Source organism: Pseudomonas sp. TWR1-1-4 (genome assembly GCF_049897165.1).
GTDB classification, from domain to species: Bacteria; Pseudomonadota; Gammaproteobacteria; order Pseudomonadales; family Pseudomonadaceae; genus Aquipseudomonas; species Aquipseudomonas canadensis.
In genome coordinates, this window is the sequence record NZ_JAFCVS010000001.1 from 520,022 (window position 1) to 544,314 (window position 24,293).

The window sequence follows — 24,293 nt, forward strand, 5'->3', positions numbered from 1 at the left end:
AAGCTACATTTCTTATGGATTGACTCAATTCCATCAATGGAATGCGGTCATACATGTGGGAGCGGGCTTGCTCGCGAAGAGGCCGTGTCAGTCGCTGCAAATGTCGCCTGAAAGACCGCATTCGCGAGCAAGCCCGCTCCCACATGTGGTTTGCATTTCAAATTATCTACAGTGGTGTTTTCACCGCGACCGGGCTGGCCCCGCGTTTGGCATTCAGGCCGTAATACAGCAAGCCACCCAACGCCGAACCGGTAAACCAGCCATAGCTGTAGAACCAACTGAACGCATCGCTGCCCAGCGACAGCAAGGTCAGCACCACCGGCACGCCAAAGGCGATGAAGCCGCTCCAGTTCCACGCCGGGTAGATGTCGTCGCGGTATAGGCCGGCCAGATCAAGCTGCTGTTTGCGGGTGATGAAGTAGTCCACCACCATGATCCCGGCAATGGGCCCCAGCAGGCTTGAATAGCCCAGCAACCAGTTCGAATACACGGTTTCCAGGCTCACGTCGGACACGATCAGGCCGAGCTTTTTCAGCAGCTCATGGCCCATCAGCGCCAGCCCCACCAGGCCGGTCAGGATCACTGCCGTGGTGCGGTTGATCAGCTTGGGCGCGATGTTCTGGAAGTCATTGGTGGGCGACACAATGTTCGCCGCCGTGTTGGTAGACAAAGTCGCGACGATGATCAATGCCATCGCCACAGCCACCCACACCGGGCTCTGGATATGCCCGATCAGGGTCACCGGGTCGGACACGCTGACGCCCACCAGTTTCACCGAGGCGGCGGTCATGATCACGCCGAGGGCGGCGAACAGGAACATGGTCAGCGGCAGGCCGAAGATCTGCCCGAGGATCTGGTCCTTCTGGCTTTTGGCGTAGCGGCTGAAGTCCGGGATATTCAGCGATAGGGTGGCCCAGAAGCCCACCATCGCGGTGAGGCCGGCCATGAAGTAACCGGTGAGGCTCGCGCCCTCTGGGCGTTTCGGCGGGATCGCCATCAACTCACTGATCGACACATTGGGCATCGCCCACACCAGCAAGCCAATGCCCACCGCCACCAGCAACGGCGCCGACAAGGTTTCCAGGCGCTTGATCGATTCGGCACCGCGCAGCACCACCCACAAATTCAGGCACCAGAAAATCATGAAGCCGATCACTTCACCCGTGCCGCCAAGGGACTTCCAACCCTCGAAAATCGAGCCGAGGAACAGGTGGATCGCCAGCCCACCAAACATCGTCTGGATACCAAACCAGCCACAGGCCACCAGCGCGCGGATCAGGCACGGCACGTTGGAACCCAGGATGCCGAACGACGAGCGCAGCAGCACCGGAAACGGAATGCCGTACTTGGTGCCGGGGAAGGCGTTAAGCGTGAGCGGGATCAACACCACGATGTTTGCCAGCAGGATCGCCATCAGCGCCTCGCCTACCGATAAGCCGAAATACGCGGTGAGCACCCCGCCCAAGGTGTAGGTCGGCACGCAGATCGACATGCCGACCCACAGCGCGGTGATGTGCCACTTGTTCCAGGTGCGTTCGTGCACCTTGGTCGGTGCCATGTCGTGGTTGTAGCGCGGGCTGTCGAGGACGTCGGGGCCGGCGTCGAGTTCGTACAGGCCGTTGCGTTCAATGACTTGCGATCTGTTCTGTTGCATGGCCGCTCCACGGTTTTTTCGAATTATTTTTGCTCACCTGCACGGTGTGTGCCGGTGGCCGGAGTACCTCGTAAACAACATGACATCACGGGCCCGGCCAGCCGCCACTGCACTCAATAACCGTGCCGACAACCGATACCGCACCCACACCGCGTATATAACTGGCTGATGTTAATCAGCTTTCCGATTGAGCCTTCGGTACTTGCCGCGTTACTCAGGCTAGATAACGTGGAAGTTGCCCGAACGATCAGGACTCAATCTGGTGCAACACAATTATTTTTATTCACTGCCTTCGTCAAGAGGCATGTCTCAAGCGTCTGATTTGCAATAAGAAATGTTGATCAATTTAAGAACCTGTCAAGTGCGTCAAAATGGTGAGAGAGCGCTACATTTTGGTGATTTCAAATTTTTTGCCTTATTAATCAATGAATTAAACACGGTATAAGCTTATAAAAAATCTTCTTGCCCAATCGAAAAACTCGGGCTAGTTTCTATTCCTGTCACCGATGACAGGAATTAACCGACCATCGGTAAGCAGCATTACAACACTTAGAACTGGCACAAGCCGGTCAAGCCTGTGAGGAACTCGACATGTCGCTGTTGATCCGTGGCGCCACCGTTATTACCCATGATGAAAGTTACCGCGCCGACGTGTTATGCGCAGGCGGTCTAATTCGCGCCATTGGCACGAACCTGGATATTCCCGCCGGCACTGAGATACTCGATGGCAGCGGCCAATACTTGATGCCCGGCGGCATCGATCCCCATACCCATATGCAACTGCCCTTCATGGGCACCGTGGCCAGTGAAGACTTTTTCAGTGGCACGGCGGCAGGCCTGGCGGGCGGCACCACGTCGATCATCGACTTCGTAATTCCCAACCCACAGCAATCCTTGCTGGAAGCCTTCCACCAGTGGCGCGGCTGGGCGGAAAAATCCGCGTCCGACTATGGCTTCCATGTGGCGATCACTTGGTGGAGCGAGCAGGTGCGCGAGGAAATGGCCGAGCTGGTCAGCCACCACGGCATCAACAGCTTCAAGCATTTCATGGCCTACAAGAACGCGATCATGGCGGCGGACGACACCCTGGTCGCCAGCTTCGAGCGCTGCCTGGAACTGGGCGCAGTGCCCACGGTGCATGCCGAGAACGGCGAGTTGGTGTATCACCTGCAACGCAAGCTGATGGCCCAGGGCATCACCGGGCCGGAAGCGCACCCGCTGTCGCGTCCTTCGCAAGTCGAAGGCGAAGCCGCCAGCCGCGCCATCCGCATCGCCGAGACCATCGGCACGCCGCTTTACCTGGTGCATGTGTCCACCAAAGAAGCGCTGGACGAAATCACCTACGCCCGTGGCAAGGGCCAGCCAGTCTACGGCGAAGTCCTCGCCGGCCACCTGCTGCTGGACGACAGCGTCTACCAGCACCCCGACTGGCAAACCGCCGCCGGCTATGTAATGAGCCCGCCGTTCCGCCCGCGCGGGCATCAGGAGGCGCTGTGGCACGGCCTGCAATCCGGCAACCTGCACACCACCGCCACCGATCACTGCTGCTTCTGCGCCGAGCAAAAAGCCGCCGGCCGTGACGACTTCAGCAAGATCCCCAACGGCACCGCCGGTATCGAAGACCGCATGGCGCTGCTGTGGGACGAAGGCGTCAACACCGGGCGTCTGTCCATGCAGGAGTTCGTCGCACTGACTTCCACCAACACCGCGAAGATTTTCAACCTCTACCCGCGCAAAGGCGCGATTCGCGTGGGTGCGGATGCGGACTTGGTGCTGTGGGACCCAGAGGGCACGCGAACCATTTCCGCCAAGACCCACCATCAGCAAGTCGACTTCAACATCTTCGAAGGCAAGACCGTGCGCGGCGTGCCGAGCCACACCATCAGCCAGGGCAAGCTGGTCTGGGCCGATGGCGACCTGCGCGCCGAGCGCGGTGCCGGGCGGTATGTGGAGCGGCCGACGTATCCGCCGGTGTTCGAGCAGTTGAGCAAGCGGGCGGAGCGTTCCAGGCCCACTGCAGTGAAACGCTAAAAGCGGCCTTCGGCCTATCGCGGGCAAGTCGAATCGTCGCACCGCCGGCTCCCACATTTGAACGATGTGAACCCGATCCCATGTGGGAGCTGGCTTGCCTGCGATAAAGCCAGCAACGGCAACACAAAAACCAATGCCCATCAGAGGCAGCACCTCAATAACCGTGAGGCCACCACCGTGATCCAGACCCTGACCCACCTCCCCCATCCCGTTGAGGATGGCGCCACCCTCGCCAGCCACTTCACCGACCTGGCACCGCCCCTCAATGCGCGCCAGGCGCAACTGGAAGCGTCGCGCTGCTTGTATTGCTACGACGCACCGTGCGTGAACGCGTGCCCCAGCGAGATCGATATCCCCTCGTTTATCCGCAATATCCACACCGAAAACGTGCAAGGCGCGGCGCAGAAAATCCTCTCGGCCAATATCCTCGGCGGCAGTTGCGCGCGGGTCTGCCCCACGGAGATTTTGTGCCAGCAGGCCTGCGTGCGTAACAACGCCGAAGAGTGCGCACCGGTGCTGATCGGCCTGCTGCAACGTTATGCCGTCGACAATGCCCACTTCACCGAGCATCCCTTCCACCGCGCCGCGTCCACCGGCAAGCGCATCGCCGTGGTCGGTGCCGGCCCCGCTGGCCTGGCTTGCGCCCACCGCAGTGCGTTGCACGGTCATGACGTGGTGATTTTTGAAGCGCGGGAAAAAGCCGGCGGCCTGAATGAATACGGGATCGCCAAGTACAAGCTGGTGGATGACTTCGCACAAAAGGAGCTGGATTTCCTGCTGCAGATCGGTGGCATCGAGATTCGCCACGGCCAGCGCCTGGGTGACAACCTCACGCTCAGTGAACTGCACCAGCAATTCGACTCAGTGTTCCTCGGCCTCGGCTTGGCCGCCAGCAAACAACTCGGCCTGCCCCATGAAGACGCCCCCGGCCTGCTCGCCGCCACCGACTACATTCGCGAGCTGCGCCAGGCCGATGACCTGACCCAACTGCCCCTGGCCGACCGCTGCATCGTGCTCGGCGCCGGCAACACCGCCATCGACATGGCCGTGCAGATGGCCCGTCTCGGTGCGCGCGATGTGAACCTCGTCTACCGGCGTGGCTTGGCGGACATGGGCGCCACTCATCACGAACAGGACATCGCCAAGGCCAACCAGGTCCGCCTGCTGACCTGGGCCCAGCCGGAGGCCGTGCTGCTGGACGATCAGGGCCATGTGCGTGGCATGCGCTTCTTGCGCACACGCATGGAAAACGGCCGTTTGCACTCGACCGGCGAAACCTTCGAACTGGCGGCCGATGCGATCTTCAAGGCCATCGGCCAGGGCTTCGACAGCGAGGCACTGCATGATCCGCTGGCCCAGCAACTGCAGCGTGTCGGTGAACGGATCTTTGTCGATGAGCAGCTGCGCACCAGCATTCCCGGGGTGTACGCGGGCGGCGATTGCGTCAGCCTCGGCCAGGACCTCACCGTGCAAGCCGTGCAACACGGCAAGCTGGCCGCCGAGGCCATCCATGCCCAACTCATGCTGAATGTGGAGGCTGCGTAATGGCCGATCTCTCGATTGTATTTGCCGGTATCAAAGCCCCTAACCCGTTCTGGCTGGCCTCCGCGCCGCCTACCGACAAGGCCTACAACGTGGTGCGCGCCTTCGAAGCCGGTTGGGGCGGCGTGGTGTGGAAAACCCTGGGCGAAGATCCGGCGGCGGTCAACGTGTCGTCGCGTTACTCGGCGCATTACGGCGCCAACCGTGAAGTGCTGGGCATCAACAATATCGAGCTGATCACCGACCGCTCGCTGGAGATCAACCTGCGGGAAATCACCCAGGTGAAAAAGGATTGGCCCGACCGCGCGCTGATCGTGTCGCTGATGGTGCCGTGCGTCGAGGAATCCTGGAAAAACATCCTGCCGCTAGTGGAAGCCACGGGTTGCGACGGCATCGAACTGAACTTCGGTTGCCCCCACGGCATGCCGGAGCGCGGCATGGGCGCGGCGGTGGGCCAGGTGCCGGAATATGTGGAACAGGTGACGCGCTGGTGCAAGACGTATTGCTCGCTGCCGGTGATCGTCAAGCTCACGCCGAATATCACCGACATCCGCGTGGCGGCGCGGGCAGCGTATCGCGGCGGCGCGGATGCGGTGTCGCTGATCAACACCATCAACTCCATCACCAGCGTCGACCTGGAACGCATGGTCGCGCTGCCCGTCGTCGGCACGCAAAGCACCCACGGCGGTTATTGCGGCTCGGCGGTCAAGCCGATCGCGCTGAACATGGTCGCCGAAATCGCCCGCGACCCGCAGACCCAAGGCCTGCCGATCTGCGGCATTGGCGGCATCGGCAATTGGCGTGACGCGGCGGAGTTTGTCGCCCTGGGCTGCGGTGCGGTGCAGGTGTGCACGGCGGCGATGCTGCATGGGTTTCGGATTGTGGAGGAGATGAAGGACGGGCTGTCACGATGGATGGACAGTCAGGGATACAAAAGCCTGCAGGATTTTTCCGGGCGGGCGGTGGGAAATACGACGGATTGGAAGTACCTGGACATCAACTATCAGGTGATTGCGAAGATCGATCAGGAGGCGTGCATTGGCTGTGGGCGTTGCCATATTGCCTGTGAGGACACCTCGCACCAGGCCATCTCCAGTTTGAAACAGGCGGATGGCACACATAAATACGAGGTGATCGATGACGAGTGCGTGGGCTGCAACCTGTGCCAGATCACCTGCCCGGTGGCGGACTGTATCGAGATGGTGCCGATGGACACGGGCAAGCCATTTTTGAATTGGACGCAGGATCCGAGGAACCCATACAGGGAGGCTGTGTAACCCGAAATATTGTGGTGAGCGAGCTTGCCTCGCGCGGGGCAAGCCCGCTCACCACAAAAATGGGATCAGCTCACCGATATCAAGGCTCCAATCCAATCCCCCGCAAAATCACACCTGTCACCGTCTGTATCGCTCTCTCGAACTGCATATCCGACAACGGCTGGTGCTCATTCAAGATCTTCACCTGATGATCAAAGTCGGCATAGTGCTGGGTCGAGGCCCAGATCATGTATAGCAGGCTCGACGGCTCCACCGGCAGGATGCGTTTGTCTTCCACCCACTGGCGAATTTTCGCTTCCTTCATCTTGGCCCAGTCGTACAGGCTCTCATCCAGCGCCTCACCGAGCGTCGGCGCGCCGTGGATGATTTCATTGGCCCAGACTTTTGAACCATACGGCCGCGTGCGCGAGCGCTGCATCTTGGCGCGGATGTAGCTGCTGAGCACCACCCGTGGATCGTCGAAGGTCTCGAAACTCAGGGCATCCTGCTTCCATACTTCCAGCAGGTCGAACAGTACCGCGCTGTACAGCTCGCTCTTGGTGGTGAAGTAGTAATGCAGGTTGGAGCGCGGCAATTGCGCTTCTTCGGCGATATCCGCCATGGCGGTGCTGCCGTAGCCTTTTTCGGCGAAGATTTTCTCCGCCGCCAGCAGAATTTTCTCGACGTTGACCCGACGAATTCCGATCTTGTGATTGCCCATAAGGGCTCCCTGACAACAACTTGGCTTAAAGACTACCATCGGCTCTAGATCGCGGCGACAGGCCATAATGAAACTTCTGACGCGAACCTTTCCCCTGCAAATCGGATTGGTTAGGATCGCGGTCCCCATGAAGGATCATTGCAATGACTATTCGACCTCGCGTGGCCACCGACGACCCCATGCTGGGCGCACTCTGGGAGCGCTCGGTGCGGGCCACCCATGACTTCCTCCCCGAGGATGACATTCAACGTCTGCTACCCCTGGTGCGCGACACCTACCTGCCCATGCCCGCACTGGATGTGTGGGTGTATGAGGACCAGAACGGCATCGCCGGCTTCATCGGCACTGGCGGGCACAACGTGGAAATGCTGTTTATCGAGCCCGACCGCCGTGGCCAGGGCATCGGCCGCCAATTGCTGGACCACGCCCGCGCCCGTCACGACGCCCTCACGGTGGACGTGAACGAACAAAACCCTCAGGCCGTGGGTTTCTACCTGCATTATGGTTTTATCCAGGTCGCGCGCTCGCCGCTGGATGGCGAAGGCAAGCCCTTTCCCTTGCTGCACATGGCTCTACCGACTCCCTGACCTTGAAGGTATTGAACAATGTTGATCAAGAAAAGCCTCACCACCGTCGCCCTGCTCGCCTCCCTGCTGGGCGCCTCCGCTGCATTTGCCCACGCGCACCTCAAGAGCGCTGAACCGGCGGCCGACAGCAGCGTCAGCGCGCCTAAAGACCTGCGCCTGACCTTCAGCGAAGGCGTCGAGGCCACCTTCACCAAAGTGTCCCTGAGCAAGGACGGCACCGAAGTCGCCATCAAGGGCCTGGAAACACCGGACGCCGACAAAAAAATCCTGGTCGTCACTCCGGCCGCACCCTTGGCGGCCGGTCACTACAAAGTGGTGTGGAACGCGGTCTCGGTCGACACTCATAAGAGCAACGGTGAATACAGCTTCAAGGTCGGCCAATAACCCATGGCAACGCTGCTGGTGCTGTGCCGTTTCCTGCACTTCATCGTCGTGCTGCTGATGTTCGGGGCTTGTGCATTCAGGCCCTGGCTGCTCGGCGCTGAAGCGCAACCGGCGCTGGACCGGCAACTTGAGCGCATCACCCGCGGGCTGGCCTGGCTGGCATTATTCTCTGGCGTGGCCTGGCTGCTGTTGATTACCGCCAGCATGGCGGGCAGCTGGGACGCGGCGCTGCAACCGGCCACCGTGCAGTTGGTGCTGGGCAAGACCTTCTTTGGCCAGGTGTGGGTGTGGCACCTGTTGCTGAACCTGTTGCTGGTGATCGTGCTGGCCAAACCCTGGCGGATGCTGCGCCTGCCGGTCATTGCGCTGCTGCTGGCGACCTTGGCGCCAGTGGGCCATGGCGCCATGCTCGATGGGCTCAGCGGCCAGTTGCTGATCCTCAATCAGGTGGTGCACCTGGTGTGCGTCGGTGCATGGCTCGGCGGCTTGCTGTTGCTGGTGTTGATCCTCAGGCAATCGCCAACCCTGGTACTTGAGCCGATCCTGCGGCGGTTCAGCGGCGTGGGTTATGGGCTGGTCGCCGGGTTGCTGGTGACCGGCTTGATCAACGTGCGCGTACTGACCGGGCAATTCTGGCCCACGCCGTTGTTCAACGGGTTCGCGCTGATCCTGTTGATCAAAGTATTTCTGGTGCTGGGCATGCTGGCGTTGGCGCTGCTGAACCGGCTGCGTATCGAGCGCTGTGAACAACGCCTGGGCAGTTTGAACTCCAGTGTGATGCTGGAGTGGCTGCTGGGTGTTGCAGCGGTGGCCGCCGTCTCGCTGTTGGGTACCCTTCCGCCGATGGTCATGGCTGCCTGAATCCCGCGTTGCAACTCACTCAACTGTAGGAGCCCGGCTTGCCGGCGATGGGGGCCGCAAGCCTTGCACCAACACCGATACCGCCATCACCGACAAGCCGGGCTCCTGCGGGGTAGTGGCTAGCGCGCCAAGTCATCGTATAACCACAGCTTGACAGCCCTCGAAATTCTCGCAAATATTGCCCCTCCTGTTGTACGACAACGTATGACAAATAATAAAAACAACAATATAAAGGGAGCGTCACTGTGAGTTCACTCGCCCGCAATTCCTCGGTTCGCCTGAGTTTTATCAGTCTCGGCAGCCTCGTATTCACCCTGCCCCTCGTCGCCTCGGCCGAAGGCTTTGTCGACGATGCCAAGGCCACGCTTAATCTGCGCAACGCCTACTTCAACCGCAACTTCACCAACCCGACCAACCCCCAGGGCAAGGCCGAAGAGTGGACGCAGAACTTCATCCTTGATGCCAAGTCCGGCTTCACCCAAGGCACCGTGGGTTTCGGGATTGATGTCCTGGGCCTGTACTCGCAAAAACTCGACGGCGGCAAAGGCACGGGTGGCACGCAGTTATTGCCGATCCACGATGACGGGCGCCCCGCCGACAACTTCGGCCGCCTGGGCGTGGCCCTGAAAACCAAGCTGTCGAAGACTGAACTGAAGGTCGGTGAGTGGATGCCGGTGCTGCCGATCCTGCGCTCCGATGACGGCCGCTCGCTGCCGCAGACCTTCCGTGGTGGCCAGGTCACGTCCAATGAAATCGCCGGCCTGACGCTCTACGGCGGGCAGTTTCGCGGTAACAGCCCGCGCAATGACGCGAGCATGGAAGACCTGTTCATGAACGGCAAAGCCGCGTTCACCTCCGACCGCTTCAACTTCGGCGGCGGCGAATACAGCTTCAACGACAAACGCACCCAGGTGGGCGTGTGGTACGCCGAACTCACCGACATCTACCAGCAGCAGTATTTCAACCTGACCCACAGCCAACCCGTGGGCGACTGGACCCTGGGCGCCAACCTCGGGTTTTTCACCGGTAAGGAAGACGGCAGCGCCCTGGCTGGCGACCTCGACAACAAGACCGCCTTCGCTCTGCTCTCGGCCAAGTACAACGGCAACACCTTCTATGTGGGCCTGCAGAAACTCACGGGGGATAGCGTGTGGATGCGCGTCAACGGCACCAGTGGCGGCACCCTGGCCAACGACAGCTACAACGCCAGCTACGATAACGCCAAGGAAAAGTCCTGGCAGGTGCGTCATGATTTCAACTTCGTGGTGCTGGGCATTCCGGGGCTGACCATGATGAACCGCTATATCAGCGGCAGTAACGTGCACACCGGGGCCATCACCGATGGCAAGGAATGGGGGCGCGAGTCGGAACTGGCTTACACGGTGCAAAGCGGTGCGCTGAAGGACCTGAATGTGCGCTGGCGCAACTCGACCATGCGTCGGGATTTCAGCAATAACGAGTTTGATGAAAATCGGCTGTTTATCAGCTATCCGATTTCACTGTTGTAACCCGCCCAATGTAGGAGCTGGCTTGCCTGCGATGGCGGCGCATCAGCAATGTAGATGTCAACTGACCGTCCGCAATGCCAGGCAAGCCAGTTCCCACAATTGTATTTTGGCGTCAGCAAGAACGTTGACAACCTAGGGAATCCCTAACGATACTTCGGCATAGTCATACGACAACCTACAACAACAATGGAACCCTCATGACCACCACCACAACCACCCCCGTTCCATTCAATCGCCTGCTGCTCACCGGTGCCGCTGGCGGCCTGGGTAAAGTCTTGCGCGAGCGCCTGCGCCCTTACGCTCAGGTACTGCGCCTGTCGGATATCGCCAACATGGCTCCGGCTGCCGACGCGTGCGAAGAAGTGCAACCCTGCGACCTCGCCGACAAACAAGCCGTGCACCACTTGGTGGAAGGCGTTGACGCGATCCTGCACTTCGGCGGCGTATCGGTGGAACGCTCGTTCGAAGAAGTGCTCGGCGCGAACATCAGCGGCATTTTCCATATCTATGAAGCCGCGCGCCGCCACGGTGTGAAGCGCGTGATTTTCGCCAGCTCCAACCACGTGATCGGTTTCTACAAGCAAGGTGAAACACTCGACGCCCACTCCCCGCGCCGCCCGGACAGCTACTACGGCCTGTCCAAGTCCTACGGCGAAGACATGGCCAGTTTCTACTTCGATCGCTACGGCATCGAGACCGTCAGCATCCGTATCGGCTCGTCGTTCCCGGAACCACAGAACCGCCGCATGATGCACACCTGGTTGAGCTTCGACGACCTGACTCAATTGCTTGAGCGCGCGCTGTACACCCCCAACGTCGGGCACACGGTGGTCTACGGTATGTCGGACAACCTCGACACCTGGTGGGACAACCGCTACGCCGCCCACCTGGGCTTTGCCCCCAAAGACAGCTCCGAAGTGTTCCGCGCCCAGGTCGAAACCCAGCCACCGGTGGCCGCCGATGACCCGGCCAAGGTCTACCAGGGCGGTGCGTTCTGCGCGGCCGGTCCTTTCGGGGACTGACCATGAACGCTGAACTGATCGTCGATGCCCGCAATGCCGTAGGCGAATGCCCGGTGTGGGTGCCCGAGGAAAACGCCCTTTACTGGGTGGATATCCCCAAGGGCGGCCTGCAACGCTGGAGCGCCGCCTCTGGTCATGTTGCCGCCTGGACAGCCCCGCAGATGCTTGCCTGCATCGCCCGCAGCGAGGCGGGCAACTGGGTCGCTGGCATGGAAACCGGGTTCTTCCAGCTCACCCCGCACAACGACGGCAGCCTTGATACCACGCCTCTGGCGGCTGTAGAGCACCCACGCCAGGACATGCGCCTGAACGACGGCCGGTGTGATCGCCAGGGCCGTTTCTGGGCCGGCAGCATGGTGTTGAACATGGGTTTGAATGCGGCCGAGGGCACCCTCTATCGCTACGCAGCAGGTGCGGCGCCCCATGCGCAGTTGAACGGTTTCATCACGTTGAACGGACTGGCCTTCAGTCCTGACGGCCGCACGATGTACGCCTCGGACTCACACCCGCTGGTGCAGCAAATCTGGGCGTTCGACTACGACATCGACACCGGCACGCCGTCCAACCGCCGCGTGTTCGTGGACATGCACAAGCACCTCGGCCGCCCTGACGGCGCAGCTGTGGATGCCGATGGCTGCTACTGGATCTGCGCCAACGACGCCGGGCTGATCCACCGTTTTACCCCGGATGGTCGCCTCGATCGCTCCCTCACCGTACCGGTGAAAAAACCCACCATGTGCGCCTTTGGCGGCAGTCGCCTGGATACCCTGTTTGTCACCTCGATCCGCGATGACCAGAGCGAACAGTCACTGTCCGGCGGCGTGTTCGCCCTTAACCCCGGCGTAGTCGGATTGCCGGAGCCCACCTTCACCCTCTAGCTGCATCGCTGTGCCTTGAATACAACAATAACAAGACAGGAATGAACCCCCATGGACTTCAAACGCACCTTGCTCGCCGCTGCATTCTTCACCCTCAGCAGCGCCGCCCACGCGCTGGAAATCAAATTCGCCGATATCCATCCCGCCGGCTACCCCACCGTCGTTGCCGAAGAGAACATGGGCAAGGCCCTGACCAAGGAAAGCAATGGCGAACTGACCTTCAAGTATTTCCCGGGCGGTGTCCTCGGGTCCGAAAAAGAAGTGGTCGAACAGGCTCAGGTCGGCGCTATCCAGATGACGCGCGTCAGCCTCGGCATTGTCGGCCCGGTGGTGCCGGATGTGAACGTGTTCAACCTGCCGTTCGTGTTCCGCGACCAAGCGCACATGCGCAAGGTCATCGACGGCGAGATCGGCGACGAGATCCTCGCCAAAATCACCGATTCCGAATTCGGCCTGGTCGCCCTGGCCTGGATGGACGGCGGCACGCGCAACCTCTACACCAAGAAACCGGTGCGCAAGATCGAAGACCTCAAGGGCATGAAAATCCGCGTACAGGGCAACCCCTTGTTCATCGAAGCCTTCAATGAAATGGGGGCCAACGGCATCGCCATGGACACCGGCGAAATCTTCAGCGCCCTGCAGACCGGCGTAATCGACGGCGCGGAAAACAACCCGCCCACCCTGCTGGAGCACAACCATTTCCAGAACGCCAAGTATTACACCCTCACCGAGCACCTGATTTTGCCCGAGCCCATCGTGATGTCGAAAATCACCTGGAACAAGCTCACGCCCGCGCAACAGGACATGGTGAAAAAAGCCGCCAAGGCCGCCCAGGCTGACGAGCGCGTGTTGTGGGACGCCAAGTCCGCCAGCAGTGAGACCAAGCTCAAGGCCGCCGGTGTCGAGTTCATCACCGTCGACAAAAAACCCTTCTATGACGCCACCGCGCCGGTTCGCGCCAAGTACGGTGCGGCCTACGCCGACATCATCAAGCGTATCGACGCCGTTCAGTAACGCCCTCCTTCTCTAGCAAGGCCAGGCGCGGTCGGCATCGACGCGCCTGGTTACGGTGAACGCCATGAAGAATTTACTGCTGCGCATCAACGACCGCATCTACATGACCTGCATCTGGGTCGCCGGCCTCTCGGTATTGGGAGTCGCGCTGATCATCCCTTGGGGCATCTTCGCCCGCTACGTCCTCGGCACCGGCTCCAGTTGGCCGGAGCCCACCGCCATCCTGTTGATGCTGGTGTTCACCTTTATCGGCGCCGCCGCCAGTTACCGCGCCGGCGCGCATATGTCGGTGGCTATGGTCACTGACCGCCTGCCGCCCCGTCAGCGCCAGATCATCGGCGTCGTCTCGCAATTGCTGATGGGCACCATCTGCCTGTTCATGGCCATTTGGGGCACCAAACTGTGCCTGTCCACCTGGAACCAGTTCATGAGTGCCATCCCTACCCTGCGTGTGGGCATCACTTATATGCCGATCCCGATCGGCGGGCTGCTGACCCTGATCTTTGTCGTGGAAAAACTCTTGCTCGGTGACCAGAGCAACCGTCGGGTCGTGCGCTTCGACCTGGTTGAAGAAAGCGAAGGGGCCGCTTGATATGGACGCATTGATTCTGTTGGGCAGCTTTATCGCCTTGATCCTGATCGGCATGCCTGTGGCGTACGCCCTGGGGTTGTCGGCGCTGATCGGCGCGTGGTGGATCGACATCCCGTTCCAGGCCCTGATGATTCAGGTGGCCGGCGGGGTGAACAAGTTTTCGCTGATGGCGATTCCGTTCTTTGTGCTGGCCGGGGCGATCATGGCCGAGGGCGGCATGTCGCGGCGGTTGGTGGCATTTGCCGGCGTACTGGTGGGTTTTGTACGCGGCGGCCTGTCGTTGGTGAACATCATGGCCTCGACGTTTTTTGGCGCAATTTCCGGCTCGTCGGTGGCGGACACCGCCTCGGTCGGCTCGGTGCTCATCCCGGAAATGGAACGCCGTGGCTACCCACGTGAATTCGCCACGGCCGTGACCGTCAGCGGTTCGGTGCAGGCTCTTTTAACCCCGCCCAGCCATAACTCGGTGCTCTACTCCCTGGCGGCCGGCGGTACGGTGTCGATTGCCTCGTTGTTCATGGCCGGTGTGGTACCTGGCTTGCTGATGAGCGCGTGCCTGATGGTGCTGTGCCTGATCTTCGCGAAAAAGCGCAACTACCCCAAGGGTGAAGTCATTCCGCTCAAGCAGGCGCTGAAAATCTGCGCCGATGCGCTCTGGGGCCTGATGGCCATGGTGATCATCCTGGGCGGCATCCTCTCGGGGATTTTCACCGCCACCGAATCCGCCGCGATTGCGGTGCTGTGGGCGTTTTTCGTGACCATGTTCATCTACCGCGACTACAAATGGAGCGAGTTGCCCAAGCTGATGCACCGCACGGTGCGCACCATTTCCATCGTGATGATCCTGATCGCCTTCGCCGCCAGCTTCGGCTACATCATGACCCTGATGCAGATCCCGGCAAAAATCACCACGATGTTCCTGACCCTATCGGACAACCGCTACGTGATCCTGATGTGCATCAACGCCATGCTGCTGTTGCTCGGCACGGTGATGGACATGGCGCCGCTGATCTTGATCCTCACGCCGATCCTGCTGCCGGTGGTGCTGGGTATCGGCGTCGATCCGGTGCACTTCGGCATGATCATGCTGGTCAACCTCGGTATCGGCCTGATCACGCCGCCGGTGGGTGCGGTGCTGTTCGTCGGCGCGGCGGTGGGCAAGGTCAGCATCGAGAAAACCGTGAAGGCGCTGCTGCCGTTTTATGCCGTGCTGTTTCTGGTACTGATGGCCGTGACTTACATTCCTGCGCTGTCGTTGTGGCTGCCAAGCGTGGTGCTCTGATGCTGATTGAACTGCAAGACAACCTGACCCACCTTACCCTCGCGCCGGCCACGGGAGGCAGCATCGTCAACTGGACGGTGCTCGCCACCGGCCAGCCGCTTTTGCGGCACAGCGATGCGCACGCGATCAACACCGGGTTGCCAGGCAAACTGGGGTGCTATCCCTTGGCGCCCTGGTCCAACCGGATTGCCAAAGGGGGTTTCGACAACCCCGGCGGTTGGCTGGCGCTGGCGCCCAATAGCTTGACCGATCCACTGCCGATCCATGGCTCGGCCTGGCAACAGGCATGGCAGGTGATCAGCCAATCAGCGAATGAGGTGGTGTTGGAAGTGGTGTGCGACACGCCGTTCGCTTACCGCGCCGAGCAACGGTTTCGGTTAGAGGAGGGTGAACTGAGTATCAGGTTGCAGGTGACCCATCTGGCGGAAAAACCCGCCTGGCATGGGTTGGGATTGCATCCCTATCTGCCGCGCAGGCCGGGTACTCGGCTACAGGCCAAGGCATCGCAGGTGTGGATGAGTGACACATCGAAATTGCCCACGGGGCTGGCGCCCGTGCCGCCGGATTGGAACTTCCAGGTGTTGAAGCACTTGCCCGAGGGCCCGGTCGACAACGGTTTTTGCCACTGGGACGGCCATTGCCGGATCGAGCAACCAGAACTGGGCTACACCCTGGAATGCCAGGCCACGGGGAGTGATTACTTCCTGTTGTACTGCCCGCCGGGGCTGGGGTTCTTTTGCATCGAGCCGGTAAGTCATCCGGTGAATGCCCATCACCTGCCAGGGCGGCCTGGGCTGAAGCTGTTGGAGCAAGGCCAGTCAACTCACCTCACTTTCAACCTGGAATACCGCACCCTGTAGGAACCCGGCTTGGCGGCGATGGGGCCCTCAAAATCATCACCAGACTTTCGGACGCTATCGCCGGCAAGCCGGCTTCTACAGAGAGGGTGTGTCAGGGCGGGCTGTTTTTCAGGCGGCCGGCAGTGTCGATACTGACGACCACCGACAACCCCGGCCGCAACCGCTCGCTCTCGGCCTGGTCCGGGTCCACCATGATCCGCACCGGCACGCGCTGGGCGATCTTGACGAAGTTGCCGGTGGCATTGTCCGCCTGCAACAGGCTGAACTCCGAGCCCGTGGCCGGGGAAATATGCTGCACCGTGCCGCGGAATTTGCGGTGGTTCAGCGCATCCACCGTGAAAGTCACCGGCTGGCCGACCTGCACGTTATTCATCTGGGTTTCCTTCATGTTGGCGATCACCCACAACTGCGGCGGCACCAGCGCCATCAACTGTGCGCCGGAGTTGACGTAGGCCCCAAGCCGCACGCCGATCTGCCCCAACTGGCCGTCGCGGGGCGCGGTGATGCGGGTATTGGACAGGTCGATGCGCGCCAGCTCCACCGCCGCCTCGGCACTGGCCACGGCCGCTTCCAGGGAACCGCGGTTGACGATCACCGTCTGCAGGTCCTGCCGGGCGATTTCCAGGCTGGCCTGGGCTTGCGCCACAGCGGCGATGGTCTGCGCGTTAGCGGCGCGGGTTACGTCCAGCTCGCGCTTGGACACCGAGCCATCGCTGATCAGCTCTTCGTTGCGGCGCAAATCGGCGGTGCTCTTGCGCGCCTGCGCCTGGCTGTCCGCCAAGGCTGCCTGACGCAACTTGATGGTGGCTTCGGCGCTGTTGCGCTGTTGCACCACATTCGCCAACGACGCCTGCTGCACCGCCAACTGCGCCAGCGCCTGGTCCAGGCGCTGCTTGTAGATGCGGTCGTCGAGGCGCACCAGCAGGTCGCCGGCCTTCACGTGCTGGAAATCCTGCACCGGCACCTCGAACACATAGCCGCTGAGCTGCGGCCCGATGATCGTGACCTGTCCCCGCACCAGCGCGTTCTCGGTGGTTTCCACCGCACTGCTGAACGGCGGCAATTGCCAGGCGTACAGCACAATCAGCACGCCGACGATGGCGATTGCGGCAAAGCCCAGGGACGAGATGATCCGCACCCGTAACGGGCGCAGCTCGGTGGGCACCGCGCCGGGTGGGGTACTGCCCTCCGGGGTGGAGGCGATGGCAGTGGTCGTGGAGGTCGAAGGTTCGGTCATGAAGGTGCGCCGCTGGGTTGAACGGGAGTGGCTGCTGCTCGGGTGGTACTCATCAGCCACAGACTGCGGATAAAGATCCAGATCATGGTGAGTATCGCGATGATCGCGATCAACATGAAGACATCGTTGTAGGCCATCACGTTCGCCTCACGGGTCGCCGCCGTGGCCAGGCTGCGAATGCCCATCAGGTTGCGCAACTCGGGGTCAGCGACAATGCCGCCGTAGGCCGATCCGCCGCTCTGCACCCGCGCGGCCACACGCGGGTCGAGCAAGGTCAGGTGTTCGACGATCATGCTGGAGTGATACTTCTCGCGCACGATCTGGAACGTCCCCAGCAACGCCGCGCCAATCAGGCCGCCGAGGTTCTGGCAGATGCCGAACATCACCGAAAAACTCACCAGGTTGCGCGGGTTGGTCAGCACGTTCTTGGTGCCCAACACCATGGTCGGGCCGAGGAAGAACGTGCCGCCGAAGCCTAGCAGGAACTGGCTGATGTACAGGTTCTGTGGGCGGGTGAGATTACTGGAAAAACTGTCCATCACCGAGCCGGTAGCCATCAGCGCCAGGGAAATCACCAGCGGCATCAACAGGTGCGCCGGGTTGATGGTCAACGCACTGACCACCAGCCCGGCAATCGCCCCGGCGAGCATCACCACGTACAGGGTGTGCATCTGCTGGTAGCTCATGTTCAACATCTGCATGAACCCCACCGCGCCGGTGGACTGCTCGGACAGCACCATGCGAATCAGGATCACCGCCAGCGCCAGGCGAATCATCACGCCACTGCCCAGCCAGCGTGTCATCAGCATCGGGTTCGCACGGTTATGCTCGATGGCCAGGCCGGCCATGATCAGCACCAGGGAACAGGCCGAGGCAATGCCGATCCACGGGGCTTCCAGCCACCAGTCGATGCGGCCCAGGGACAACACCGCGCAAAGCAAGGCGACGCCGGTGGCGAGGATCGCGAAGGTGAGGAAGTCGAGCTTTTCAAAGGTCTTGAAGCGGTCGCCGGGCGGGAGTTTAAGTAGGAAGACGCAACCCAGGCAGATCAGCGCCATGCCCAGCTCGAACAGGTACAGGCCGCGCCATTCGGCGATTTGCAGCAGGTCTTCGGAGAACAGGCGTGCCAAGGGTAACGCGAGTTGCGCGGTGCCCAAGCCCAGCACCAGCGCCTTTAAGCGCCACTTGGCCGGGAACGCCTGGATCATGTAGTACAAGCCCAACGAACTCAGCGCCGCGCCGACCATCCCATGGGCTGCGCGCACGGCGATGGCCGAGTTGAGGTCGTTGACGAACAAGTGGCCGAAGGTGACCAGCGCGTACAGCACCAGGAACACTTCGGTGAAGGCGCGCAGGCCGAACTGTTGGCGGAACTTCACCAGCAGCAGGTTCATACAGACGTTGGTCATGACGTAGGCGGCGGGGAGCCAGGCCATTTCGGCGGTGGTCGCGCCTAGGGCGCCTTGCAGGTATTGCAGGTTGGCGATGACCAGCGCGTTACCCAAGCCCCCGGTGATTGCCACCAGCACGCCGACCAGCGCGAACAGCCAACGCTTGTGCGTGGGGTGCAGCGGGGTGGACGGTGAACCTGGGAGGCTTGGGCGCTCGTGGGGTTCCCAGGTGTGGGGGGTGTATTTGTTCATTCGGTGACCTAGATGGACCGACCCGGGGGAGTCGGTAAAGCTTACTCAGAGAGTAGTAAACCTGAGGGGAGTTCATCTTGTCATGTGGGGGAGTGGGTGGTGTGCATATCCGTTGCTGCGGTAACGGCCGCTTATGGTTCCGCTCTTACAGCGGGTCACTTTTGGAAGAGCGCCAAAAGTAACCAAAAACGCTTCGCCCCAACACTCGGCACCTCGCCTAGGCTCGGTGTGCCCGTAATCCGACAGTGATTTGGGGGGCCGCCGCCACGCGCCATCCATGGCGCGGGGCGGCTAAACCGGCATCCCTGCCGGTTTACCCCCCAAATCCCTGTCGAATTCCGGCCAGCGTGTTTGACGGGGCGCCTAAGATCAAGATCAAAAGCAAAAGCACAGCGGCCTGACAGCCGGCTTGAGTGGTGTGAAGCAAAGGCAAAGGCAGTCCACTGTAGGAGCTGGCTTGCCGGCGATGGTCGTTAACGATGACGTGGGGTGTCTGGATGAACGCGGCGTTCTCACGTTTTTCGCCGGCAAGCCGGCTCCTACAAGGGACCGCGTATCTACGATGCGAAGCGAGTCGCTCTTGATCTTGATTTTGATCTTAGGCGCCCCGTCAAACACGCTGGCCGAACGCAGGCTTGAATCCGTGGGTAACCCGGCAGGACGCCGGGTTAGCCGCGCTGGGCCAAGGATGGCCCATCGCGGCGGCCCACGGATTCAAGCCGGAGTGAGGGCACACCGAGCCTAAGCGAGGTGCCGAGTGTTGGGGCAAGAGCGCTTTGGTTACTTTCGCGCTTTTCGAAAGTGACCCGCTGTAAGAGCGGAACCCTAAGCAGCCGTTACCCAAATAACGGATATACACCCAACCCAACCCAACCCCATCAAACCCACCCCAGCCAACTCCAGTAAGTCACCGCAAACACCACCATCAACAAATAACCCACAAGCGTCACCAAAACCCCCACCTTGGCAAACTGCCGCGCCGTAAACGTCCCCGTCCCCAGACACACCATATTCTGCGGCGCATTGATCGGCAGAATAAACCCATAACTCATCACAAACCCCAACAGCATCGTCATCCCCAGCCGACTGAACTCCCCCGGCAACGTCTGCAATACCGCAATCAAAATCGGCAGCAGTGCCGAGGTCAACGCCGTGGCACTGGCAAACCCCAAATGAATCACGATCAAAAACGCCCCCAGAATCGCAAACACCCCCAGCGGCCCCACCTGATCCAACCCCGTGTGAGCCACCACCGCAGCCCCCAACCACTGCCCCGCCTGGGTGGTCAACAGCGCCGTCCCCAGGCTGATACCGACCCCGAACACAATCACCGTGCCCCACGGAATACGCGACTGCACATCCTTCCAGGTCATCACGCCGATACCCGGCAGCAACAGCAACACCAACCCCGCGTACGTGGTCGAGGTGGTATCAAAACTGTGCAAACGCCCTTCCGTGGCCCAGGCCAGCAGCAACATTACCGACACCGTCAACAGGCGCTTCTGCGGCCCGGTCATCGGCCCGATGTCCACCAGTGACTGCGCCACCGCTTCTTTGCCACCGGGAATGCTGTCGGTCTCCGGCGGCAGCAATTTGAGCACCAGGAACAGCAACACCGCCGACATGATCAACGCCCACGGCGCCCCCGCGATCAGCCAGTCGATCCACGACACGCGCTGGCCGAGCATCTTGTCCATGAAGCCGACGGTCAGCAGATTCTGCGCGGCGGCGGTCTGGATGCCGACGTTCCAGATGCTGGTGCCCTGGGCCACCACAATCATGATGCCGGCAGCGATGTTCGAGCGTTTGTCCACGCCGAACGCGGCGATCACGCCCATCATGATCGGCACCACGCAGGCACTGCGCGCGGTGGCGCTGGGCACCACCAGGCTGAGCAAAATAGTCACCGCAATCGCCCCGAGCAGGATGCGCCGGGTGCTGGTGCCGACGCGGCTCAAGGTGACCAGGGCGATGCGTCGGTCCAGGCCGGTGTGGGTCATGGCGGCGGCGATAAACAATGCGCCCGCCACCAGCGCCAGCGCCGGGTTGGAGAAGCCGGTCAGCGCCATACTGATGGCCGGGCTGGTGCCAATCAAATGAGTGGGGTCTTGCAGCGACGGCGCCGTGCCAAGCAAAAAGGCCATCAGCGACGTGATCATGATCGCGCTGGCTTCATAGGACACCGCTTCGGTAATCCATACCACCACGGCAAACGCGAGGATTGCCAGCATGCGGTGCCCGGCCACCGGCAAGTCGGCGGGCAGCGGCAACAGCAGCACCCCGGCCATCACCAGCACGGCGACCACCAGGCCCAGGGGTAATTTGTAGGATGCCGCGCTCATGGGGGTGCTCCAAGGCTCTAAATCAGGCCTTGAGCATGGGACAAAACCACCTGCGGCGTGTTGACCTAGGCCAATAACTGACTCAACACCGCCCGCAACTTGCCGGGTTTGACCGGTTTATTCAGCAACGGTGCTTCCAGGCGACGCAAAGCACGGCGGCATTGGTCTGTGCGATCGGCCGTGATAATGACCGCCGGGATGTTGCAGGCAAAGTGCTCGCGCAACTGCTTGACCACCGCACAACCCACCACCCCATGGTCCAGGTGGTAATCCGCCAAAATCAACTCCGGCGCCCTGCCCTGCAAGGCCAGCAACGCACCGGCCTGGTCGGTGGCGGTGACCACTTCACAGCCCCATTGCCCGAGCAGCGCACGCATGCTTTCGAGGATGCTCACCTCGTTGTCGATCACCAGCAAACGCCGCCCCGGCAGCGGGTTGCCGGTGGTCGGTTGCACCGGCAATTGGCTGATCGGCAACGGCATCTCATCACTCAACGGCACTTCGATGCTGAACATCGAGCCCCGCCCCGGCCAGGAACGCACGGCGATGGGATACCCGAGGATCTCGGCGATCCGCTCGACAATCGCCAACCCCAGCCCCACGCCCTTGCGGTCGGCAGCGCGGCCGACATCGAGCTGGTTGAATTCCAGGAAGATTGACTGCAACCGGTCCGCCGCAATCCCACGCCCGGTGTCCCACACTTCCAGGCGTAAACAATGGCCGCGCCTGCGGGCACCCAACAGGATGCAGCCTTCGTCGGTGTAGCGGCAGGCATTGCTGAGGAAATTGCGCAGGATCCGCGTCAGTAGCCGCAGGTCGGTGCTGATCGCATAACGCCCGGTGTGCACCCGCAGGTTCAGCCCCGCCGCCTGGGCCACTGATTGAAACTCCGAGACCAGCGGCGCGAACAGTTCGTCGAGCCGATACAGCGCCACGTCCGGCTTGACCGCCGCCTGGTCGAGCCGCGAGATATCCAGTAAATCGGTGAGCAAATCCTCGGCGCCTTCCAGCGCCTGGTGCGTACGTTCAACCAGCACCTGCTCGACGCTGGGCAACTGGCGCTCACGCAGGGTAGCGATCAACAGCCGCGCGGCATTCAGCGGTTGCAGCAGGTCATGGCTGGCGGCGGCCAGGTACTTGTCCTTGCTGCGATTGGCGGCCTGGGCGGCGTCGCGGGCGTCGCGCAGGTCCTGTTCGATTTGTTCGCGTTGGGCAATCTGTTGCTGCAGGTTGTGGTTGGCCTCCAGCAACTCGTCGGTGCGCGCAGCGACGCGTTGTTCCAGCTCATCGTTGAGACGGATATAGCGCTTGCGCTCGGCCTCCAACTCATCCAGCCGCGCGGTGAGTTCCGGGTAATGGCTCTTGCGCGCCGACTGGTCGCTCAGCCCCAACAGCCCCGCGAGCGCGCGCTGCTGGTCGTCAGAGAGCTTCGCCATAGACGACCTCTACATCACGCTGGCTCGACTCCCTCGGGTTAGTGAGGATGCACGGGTCGCCCATCGCATGCTGGGACAGGAACGGAATATCCGCCACGCGCACCCCATGCAGGCCAAGGGTTTCGTGGAAGCCAATGGCATGTTTCAGCGCGATCAGGTGCTCCACCAGCCGTCCGCAGATCTGCCGGTGATTTAGGCCGCGACAGTCGATGCCAAAGGTCTCGGCGATCACCTTGAAGCGCTCCGGTGCCGAGCTGTAGTTGAACGCCACCACATGTTCGACCAGCACCGCGTTGCACAGGCCGTGGGGCAGATCGAGAAAGCCGCCGAGGCTGTGAGACATGGCGTGCACCGCACCGAGAATCGCGTTGGAGAACGCCAGCCCGGCCTGCATGCTGCCGAGCATGATTTTCTCGCGCAGGGCAATGTCCGTAGGGTTGGCGATCATCTGCACCAGGTTGCCGTTGATCAGGCGCATCGCTTCCAGCGCATGGGGGTCGGTGAGCGGACCATGGCCGGTGGAGACGAACGCCTCGATGGCATGCACCAGCGCGTCGATGCCGGTGCAGGCGGACAGGAACGGGTCCATGCTGGCGGTGGTTTCCGGGTCGATCAACGACACATCCGGCACCACCGCCTTGCTGACGATGGAGAACTTCATGCGTTCCTGCTGGTTGGATATGATCACGAACTGCGAGACATCCGCCGAGGTGCCGGCGGTGGTGGGGATCAGGATCAGCGGCGGGCTGGGCACGCGAATGGTATCGACGCCCTCGAACTCAAGAATGCTGCGCCCGTGGGCCACCACGATGCCGATGGCCTTGCCACAGTCCATGGGGCTGCCGCCGCCGATGGCGACGATCACGTCGCAATGGTTTTCGCGGTACACCTCGGCGCCAGTCATGACTTCTTCGACGCGGGGGTTGGGTGAAACGGTGCTGTACAGGCAATAGTCGATGCCGATGGCTTGCAGGCTGGCCTCCACATCGGCCACCCAACCGGCGGCGATCACGCCAGGATCACTGACCACCAGCACTTTGCGCGCACCGAAGGTCTTGGCGTAGTTGCCGACGTTGTGCCGGCAGCCGGCACCAAAGATGATTTCAGGCGAGACGAATTTACGCAGCTGGCTCAGGGTCTGGCTCATTGGAAAGCCTGTTCTTATTATTTTGGAAGAATGCGCTCCACACTAACCGATCCGGCCGCGAATGCAATCAGACCAAAGAGGCATCCTTCCTGGCGCACCCGCGATCAGCGGCTAGCGAAGTACATGGTGACTTCGAAGCCAATACGCAGGTCGGTAAACGCAGGTTTGGTCCACATGGGGGCAGTCCTCTTGTTGTGCCGGAGGGTTCCGGTATAGGCATTAATGCATGTGAGGTTGAGAGGGCGAATACTACTTTCGAAGTAGCGAAGACACTGCATTAGTCGCGAATGTACAGA

21 protein-coding genes are annotated in these 24,293 nt (G+C 61.3%); 13 read left to right on the forward strand and 8 right to left on the reverse strand.

What is annotated here, in order from left to right; translation table 11 throughout:
* Positions 1-166 precede the first annotated feature (166 nt).
* On the reverse strand, positions 167-1,654 hold the full coding sequence (locus ACP7C6_RS02465; protein WP_068937227.1) for an NCS1 family nucleobase:cation symporter-1: 1,488 nt from the start codon (positions 1,652-1,654) through the stop codon (positions 167-169).
* Between the two features lie 591 nt (positions 1,655-2,245).
* On the opposite strand from ACP7C6_RS02465, the gene hydA reads away from it, so the two are divergent.
* The 3 genes from hydA (at position 2,246) to preA (ending at position 6,504) form a co-directional block, all read left to right on the forward strand.
* Complete coding sequence (hydA, locus tag ACP7C6_RS02470; RefSeq protein ID WP_028616947.1) at positions 2,246-3,685, forward strand: dihydropyrimidinase; 1,440 nt, start codon at positions 2,246-2,248, stop codon at positions 3,683-3,685.
* A 177-nt stretch (positions 3,686-3,862) separates the two neighbouring features.
* Positions 3,863-5,230 (forward strand): NAD(P)-dependent oxidoreductase, encoded by a 1,368-nt coding sequence (locus ACP7C6_RS02475; protein ID WP_028616948.1) that lies wholly within the window; start codon positions 3,863-3,865, stop codon positions 5,228-5,230.
* Positions 5,230-6,504: an NAD-dependent dihydropyrimidine dehydrogenase subunit PreA gene (gene preA / locus ACP7C6_RS02480; protein WP_016978002.1), complete on the forward strand. Its 1,275-nt coding sequence runs from the start codon at positions 5,230-5,232 to the stop codon at positions 6,502-6,504. Before ACP7C6_RS02475 ends, preA begins: the two co-directional genes overlap by 1 nt.
* 79 nt (positions 6,505-6,583) lie before the next feature.
* Here preA and ACP7C6_RS02485 read toward each other — a convergent pair whose 3' ends face one another.
* Positions 6,584-7,204 carry a TetR/AcrR family transcriptional regulator gene (locus ACP7C6_RS02485; RefSeq protein ID WP_028616949.1) on the reverse strand — a complete coding sequence of 207 codons (621 nt, stop codon included), beginning with the start codon at positions 7,202-7,204 and terminating at the stop codon, positions 6,584-6,586.
* A 143-nt stretch (positions 7,205-7,347) separates the two neighbouring features.
* On the opposite strand from ACP7C6_RS02485, the gene ACP7C6_RS02490 reads away from it, so the two are divergent.
* From ACP7C6_RS02490 to ACP7C6_RS02535, 10 genes are all read left to right on the forward strand, one after another.
* Positions 7,348-7,791 carry a GNAT family N-acetyltransferase gene (locus tag ACP7C6_RS02490; protein WP_068937225.1) on the forward strand — a complete coding sequence of 148 codons (444 nt, stop codon included), beginning with the start codon at positions 7,348-7,350 and terminating at the stop codon, positions 7,789-7,791.
* An 18-nt stretch (positions 7,792-7,809) separates the two neighbouring features.
* Positions 7,810-8,175: a copper homeostasis periplasmic binding protein CopC gene (gene copC, locus ACP7C6_RS02495; protein WP_028616951.1), complete on the forward strand. Its 366-nt coding sequence runs from the start codon at positions 7,810-7,812 to the stop codon at positions 8,173-8,175.
* A gap of 3 nt (positions 8,176-8,178) precedes the next feature.
* A complete protein-coding gene (gene copD, locus ACP7C6_RS02500; RefSeq protein WP_028616952.1) occupies positions 8,179-9,036 on the forward strand; it encodes a copper homeostasis membrane protein CopD in 858 nt (285 codons plus the stop codon).
* A gap of 245 nt (positions 9,037-9,281) precedes the next feature.
* The gene (locus tag ACP7C6_RS02505) at positions 9,282-10,544 is read left to right on the forward strand and encodes an OprD family porin (protein ID WP_028616953.1); all 1,263 of its coding nucleotides are present in this window, start codon (positions 9,282-9,284) and stop codon (positions 10,542-10,544) included.
* Positions 10,545-10,741: 197 nt separating this feature from the next.
* Positions 10,742-11,566, forward strand: coding sequence for an NAD-dependent epimerase/dehydratase family protein (locus ACP7C6_RS02510; RefSeq protein ID WP_028616954.1), 825 nt, complete (start codon positions 10,742-10,744; stop codon positions 11,564-11,566).
* Positions 11,567-11,568: 2 nt separating this feature from the next.
* Positions 11,569-12,444, forward strand: coding sequence for an SMP-30/gluconolactonase/LRE family protein (locus ACP7C6_RS02515; protein ID WP_305381698.1), 876 nt, complete (start codon positions 11,569-11,571; stop codon positions 12,442-12,444).
* A gap of 51 nt (positions 12,445-12,495) precedes the next feature.
* A complete protein-coding gene (locus ACP7C6_RS02520) occupies positions 12,496-13,458 on the forward strand; it encodes a TRAP transporter substrate-binding protein (protein ID WP_028616956.1) in 963 nt (320 codons plus the stop codon).
* 64 nt (positions 13,459-13,522) lie between these two features.
* A complete protein-coding gene (locus tag ACP7C6_RS02525; protein ID WP_028616957.1) occupies positions 13,523-14,050 on the forward strand; it encodes a TRAP transporter small permease in 528 nt (175 codons plus the stop codon).
* A gap of 1 nt (position 14,051) precedes the next feature.
* Complete coding sequence (locus ACP7C6_RS02530) at positions 14,052-15,332, forward strand: TRAP transporter large permease (RefSeq protein WP_028616958.1); 1,281 nt, start codon at positions 14,052-14,054, stop codon at positions 15,330-15,332.
* Positions 15,332-16,192, forward strand: a complete 861-nt coding sequence (locus ACP7C6_RS02535) for an aldose 1-epimerase (RefSeq protein WP_426108215.1) — start codon at positions 15,332-15,334, stop codon at positions 16,190-16,192. Before ACP7C6_RS02530 ends, ACP7C6_RS02535 begins: the two co-directional genes overlap by 1 nt.
* Before the next feature lie 91 nt (positions 16,193-16,283).
* Here ACP7C6_RS02535 and ACP7C6_RS02540 read toward each other — a convergent pair whose 3' ends face one another.
* The 6 genes from ACP7C6_RS02540 to pqqA all read right to left on the reverse strand — a co-directional run bounded on the left by ACP7C6_RS02540 (position 16,284) and on the right by pqqA (position 24,173).
* A complete protein-coding gene (locus tag ACP7C6_RS02540) occupies positions 16,284-17,429 on the reverse strand; it encodes an HlyD family secretion protein (RefSeq protein WP_028616960.1) in 1,146 nt (381 codons plus the stop codon).
* Positions 17,426-19,072, reverse strand: a complete 1,647-nt coding sequence (locus tag ACP7C6_RS02545) for an MFS transporter (protein WP_028616961.1) — start codon at positions 19,070-19,072, stop codon at positions 17,426-17,428. Before ACP7C6_RS02545 ends, ACP7C6_RS02540 begins: the two co-directional genes overlap by 4 nt.
* 878 nt (positions 19,073-19,950) lie before the next feature.
* Entirely contained in the window at positions 19,951-21,414 is a 1,464-nt protein-coding gene (locus ACP7C6_RS02550) for a DASS family sodium-coupled anion symporter (protein WP_028616962.1), read from the reverse strand.
* Between the two features lie 65 nt (positions 21,415-21,479).
* Complete coding sequence (locus ACP7C6_RS02555; protein ID WP_028616963.1) at positions 21,480-22,850, reverse strand: ATP-binding response regulator; 1,371 nt, start codon at positions 22,848-22,850, stop codon at positions 21,480-21,482.
* A complete protein-coding gene (ercA, locus tag ACP7C6_RS02560; protein ID WP_122683992.1) occupies positions 22,834-23,997 on the reverse strand; it encodes an alcohol dehydrogenase-like regulatory protein ErcA in 1,164 nt (387 codons plus the stop codon). Before ercA ends, ACP7C6_RS02555 begins: the two co-directional genes overlap by 17 nt.
* Positions 23,998-24,101: 104 nt before the next feature.
* Positions 24,102-24,173, reverse strand: a complete 72-nt coding sequence (gene pqqA, locus ACP7C6_RS02565) for a pyrroloquinoline quinone precursor peptide PqqA (protein WP_010209364.1) — start codon at positions 24,171-24,173, stop codon at positions 24,102-24,104.
* Positions 24,174-24,293: the final 120 nt, after the last annotated feature.

Excerpts from the sequence above, each read along its gene's own strand:
- ACP7C6_RS02465 (WP_068937227.1), bottom strand. The coding sequence starts at position 1,654 with ATGCAACAGAACAGATCGCAAGTCATTGAACGCAACGGCCTGTACGAA.
- hydA (WP_028616947.1), top strand. The coding sequence starts at position 2,246 with ATGTCGCTGTTGATCCGTGGCGCCACCGTTATTACCCATGATGAAAGT.
- preA (WP_016978002.1), top strand. The coding sequence starts at position 5,230 with ATGGCCGATCTCTCGATTGTATTTGCCGGTATCAAAGCCCCTAACCCG.
- ACP7C6_RS02485 (WP_028616949.1), bottom strand. The coding sequence starts at position 7,204 with ATGGGCAATCACAAGATCGGAATTCGTCGGGTCAACGTCGAGAAAATT.
- ACP7C6_RS02490 (WP_068937225.1), top strand. The coding sequence starts at position 7,348 with ATGACTATTCGACCTCGCGTGGCCACCGACGACCCCATGCTGGGCGCA.
- copC (WP_028616951.1), top strand. The coding sequence starts at position 7,810 with ATGTTGATCAAGAAAAGCCTCACCACCGTCGCCCTGCTCGCCTCCCTG.
- copD (WP_028616952.1), top strand. The coding sequence starts at position 8,179 with ATGGCAACGCTGCTGGTGCTGTGCCGTTTCCTGCACTTCATCGTCGTG.
- ACP7C6_RS02510 (WP_028616954.1), top strand. The coding sequence starts at position 10,742 with ATGACCACCACCACAACCACCCCCGTTCCATTCAATCGCCTGCTGCTC.
- ACP7C6_RS02515 (WP_305381698.1), top strand. The coding sequence starts at position 11,569 with ATGAACGCTGAACTGATCGTCGATGCCCGCAATGCCGTAGGCGAATGC.
- ACP7C6_RS02520 (WP_028616956.1), top strand. The coding sequence starts at position 12,496 with ATGGACTTCAAACGCACCTTGCTCGCCGCTGCATTCTTCACCCTCAGC.
- ACP7C6_RS02525 (WP_028616957.1), top strand. The coding sequence starts at position 13,523 with ATGAAGAATTTACTGCTGCGCATCAACGACCGCATCTACATGACCTGC.
- ACP7C6_RS02530 (WP_028616958.1), top strand. The coding sequence starts at position 14,052 with ATGGACGCATTGATTCTGTTGGGCAGCTTTATCGCCTTGATCCTGATC.
- ACP7C6_RS02535 (WP_426108215.1), top strand. The coding sequence starts at position 15,332 with ATGCTGATTGAACTGCAAGACAACCTGACCCACCTTACCCTCGCGCCG.
- ACP7C6_RS02540 (WP_028616960.1), bottom strand. The coding sequence starts at position 17,429 with ATGACCGAACCTTCGACCTCCACGACCACTGCCATCGCCTCCACCCCG.
- ACP7C6_RS02545 (WP_028616961.1), bottom strand. The coding sequence starts at position 19,072 with ATGAACAAATACACCCCCCACACCTGGGAACCCCACGAGCGCCCAAGC.
- ACP7C6_RS02550 (WP_028616962.1), bottom strand. The coding sequence starts at position 21,414 with ATGAGCGCGGCATCCTACAAATTACCCCTGGGCCTGGTGGTCGCCGTG.
- ACP7C6_RS02555 (WP_028616963.1), bottom strand. The coding sequence starts at position 22,850 with ATGGCGAAGCTCTCTGACGACCAGCAGCGCGCGCTCGCGGGGCTGTTG.
- ercA (WP_122683992.1), bottom strand. The coding sequence starts at position 23,997 with ATGAGCCAGACCCTGAGCCAGCTGCGTAAATTCGTCTCGCCTGAAATC.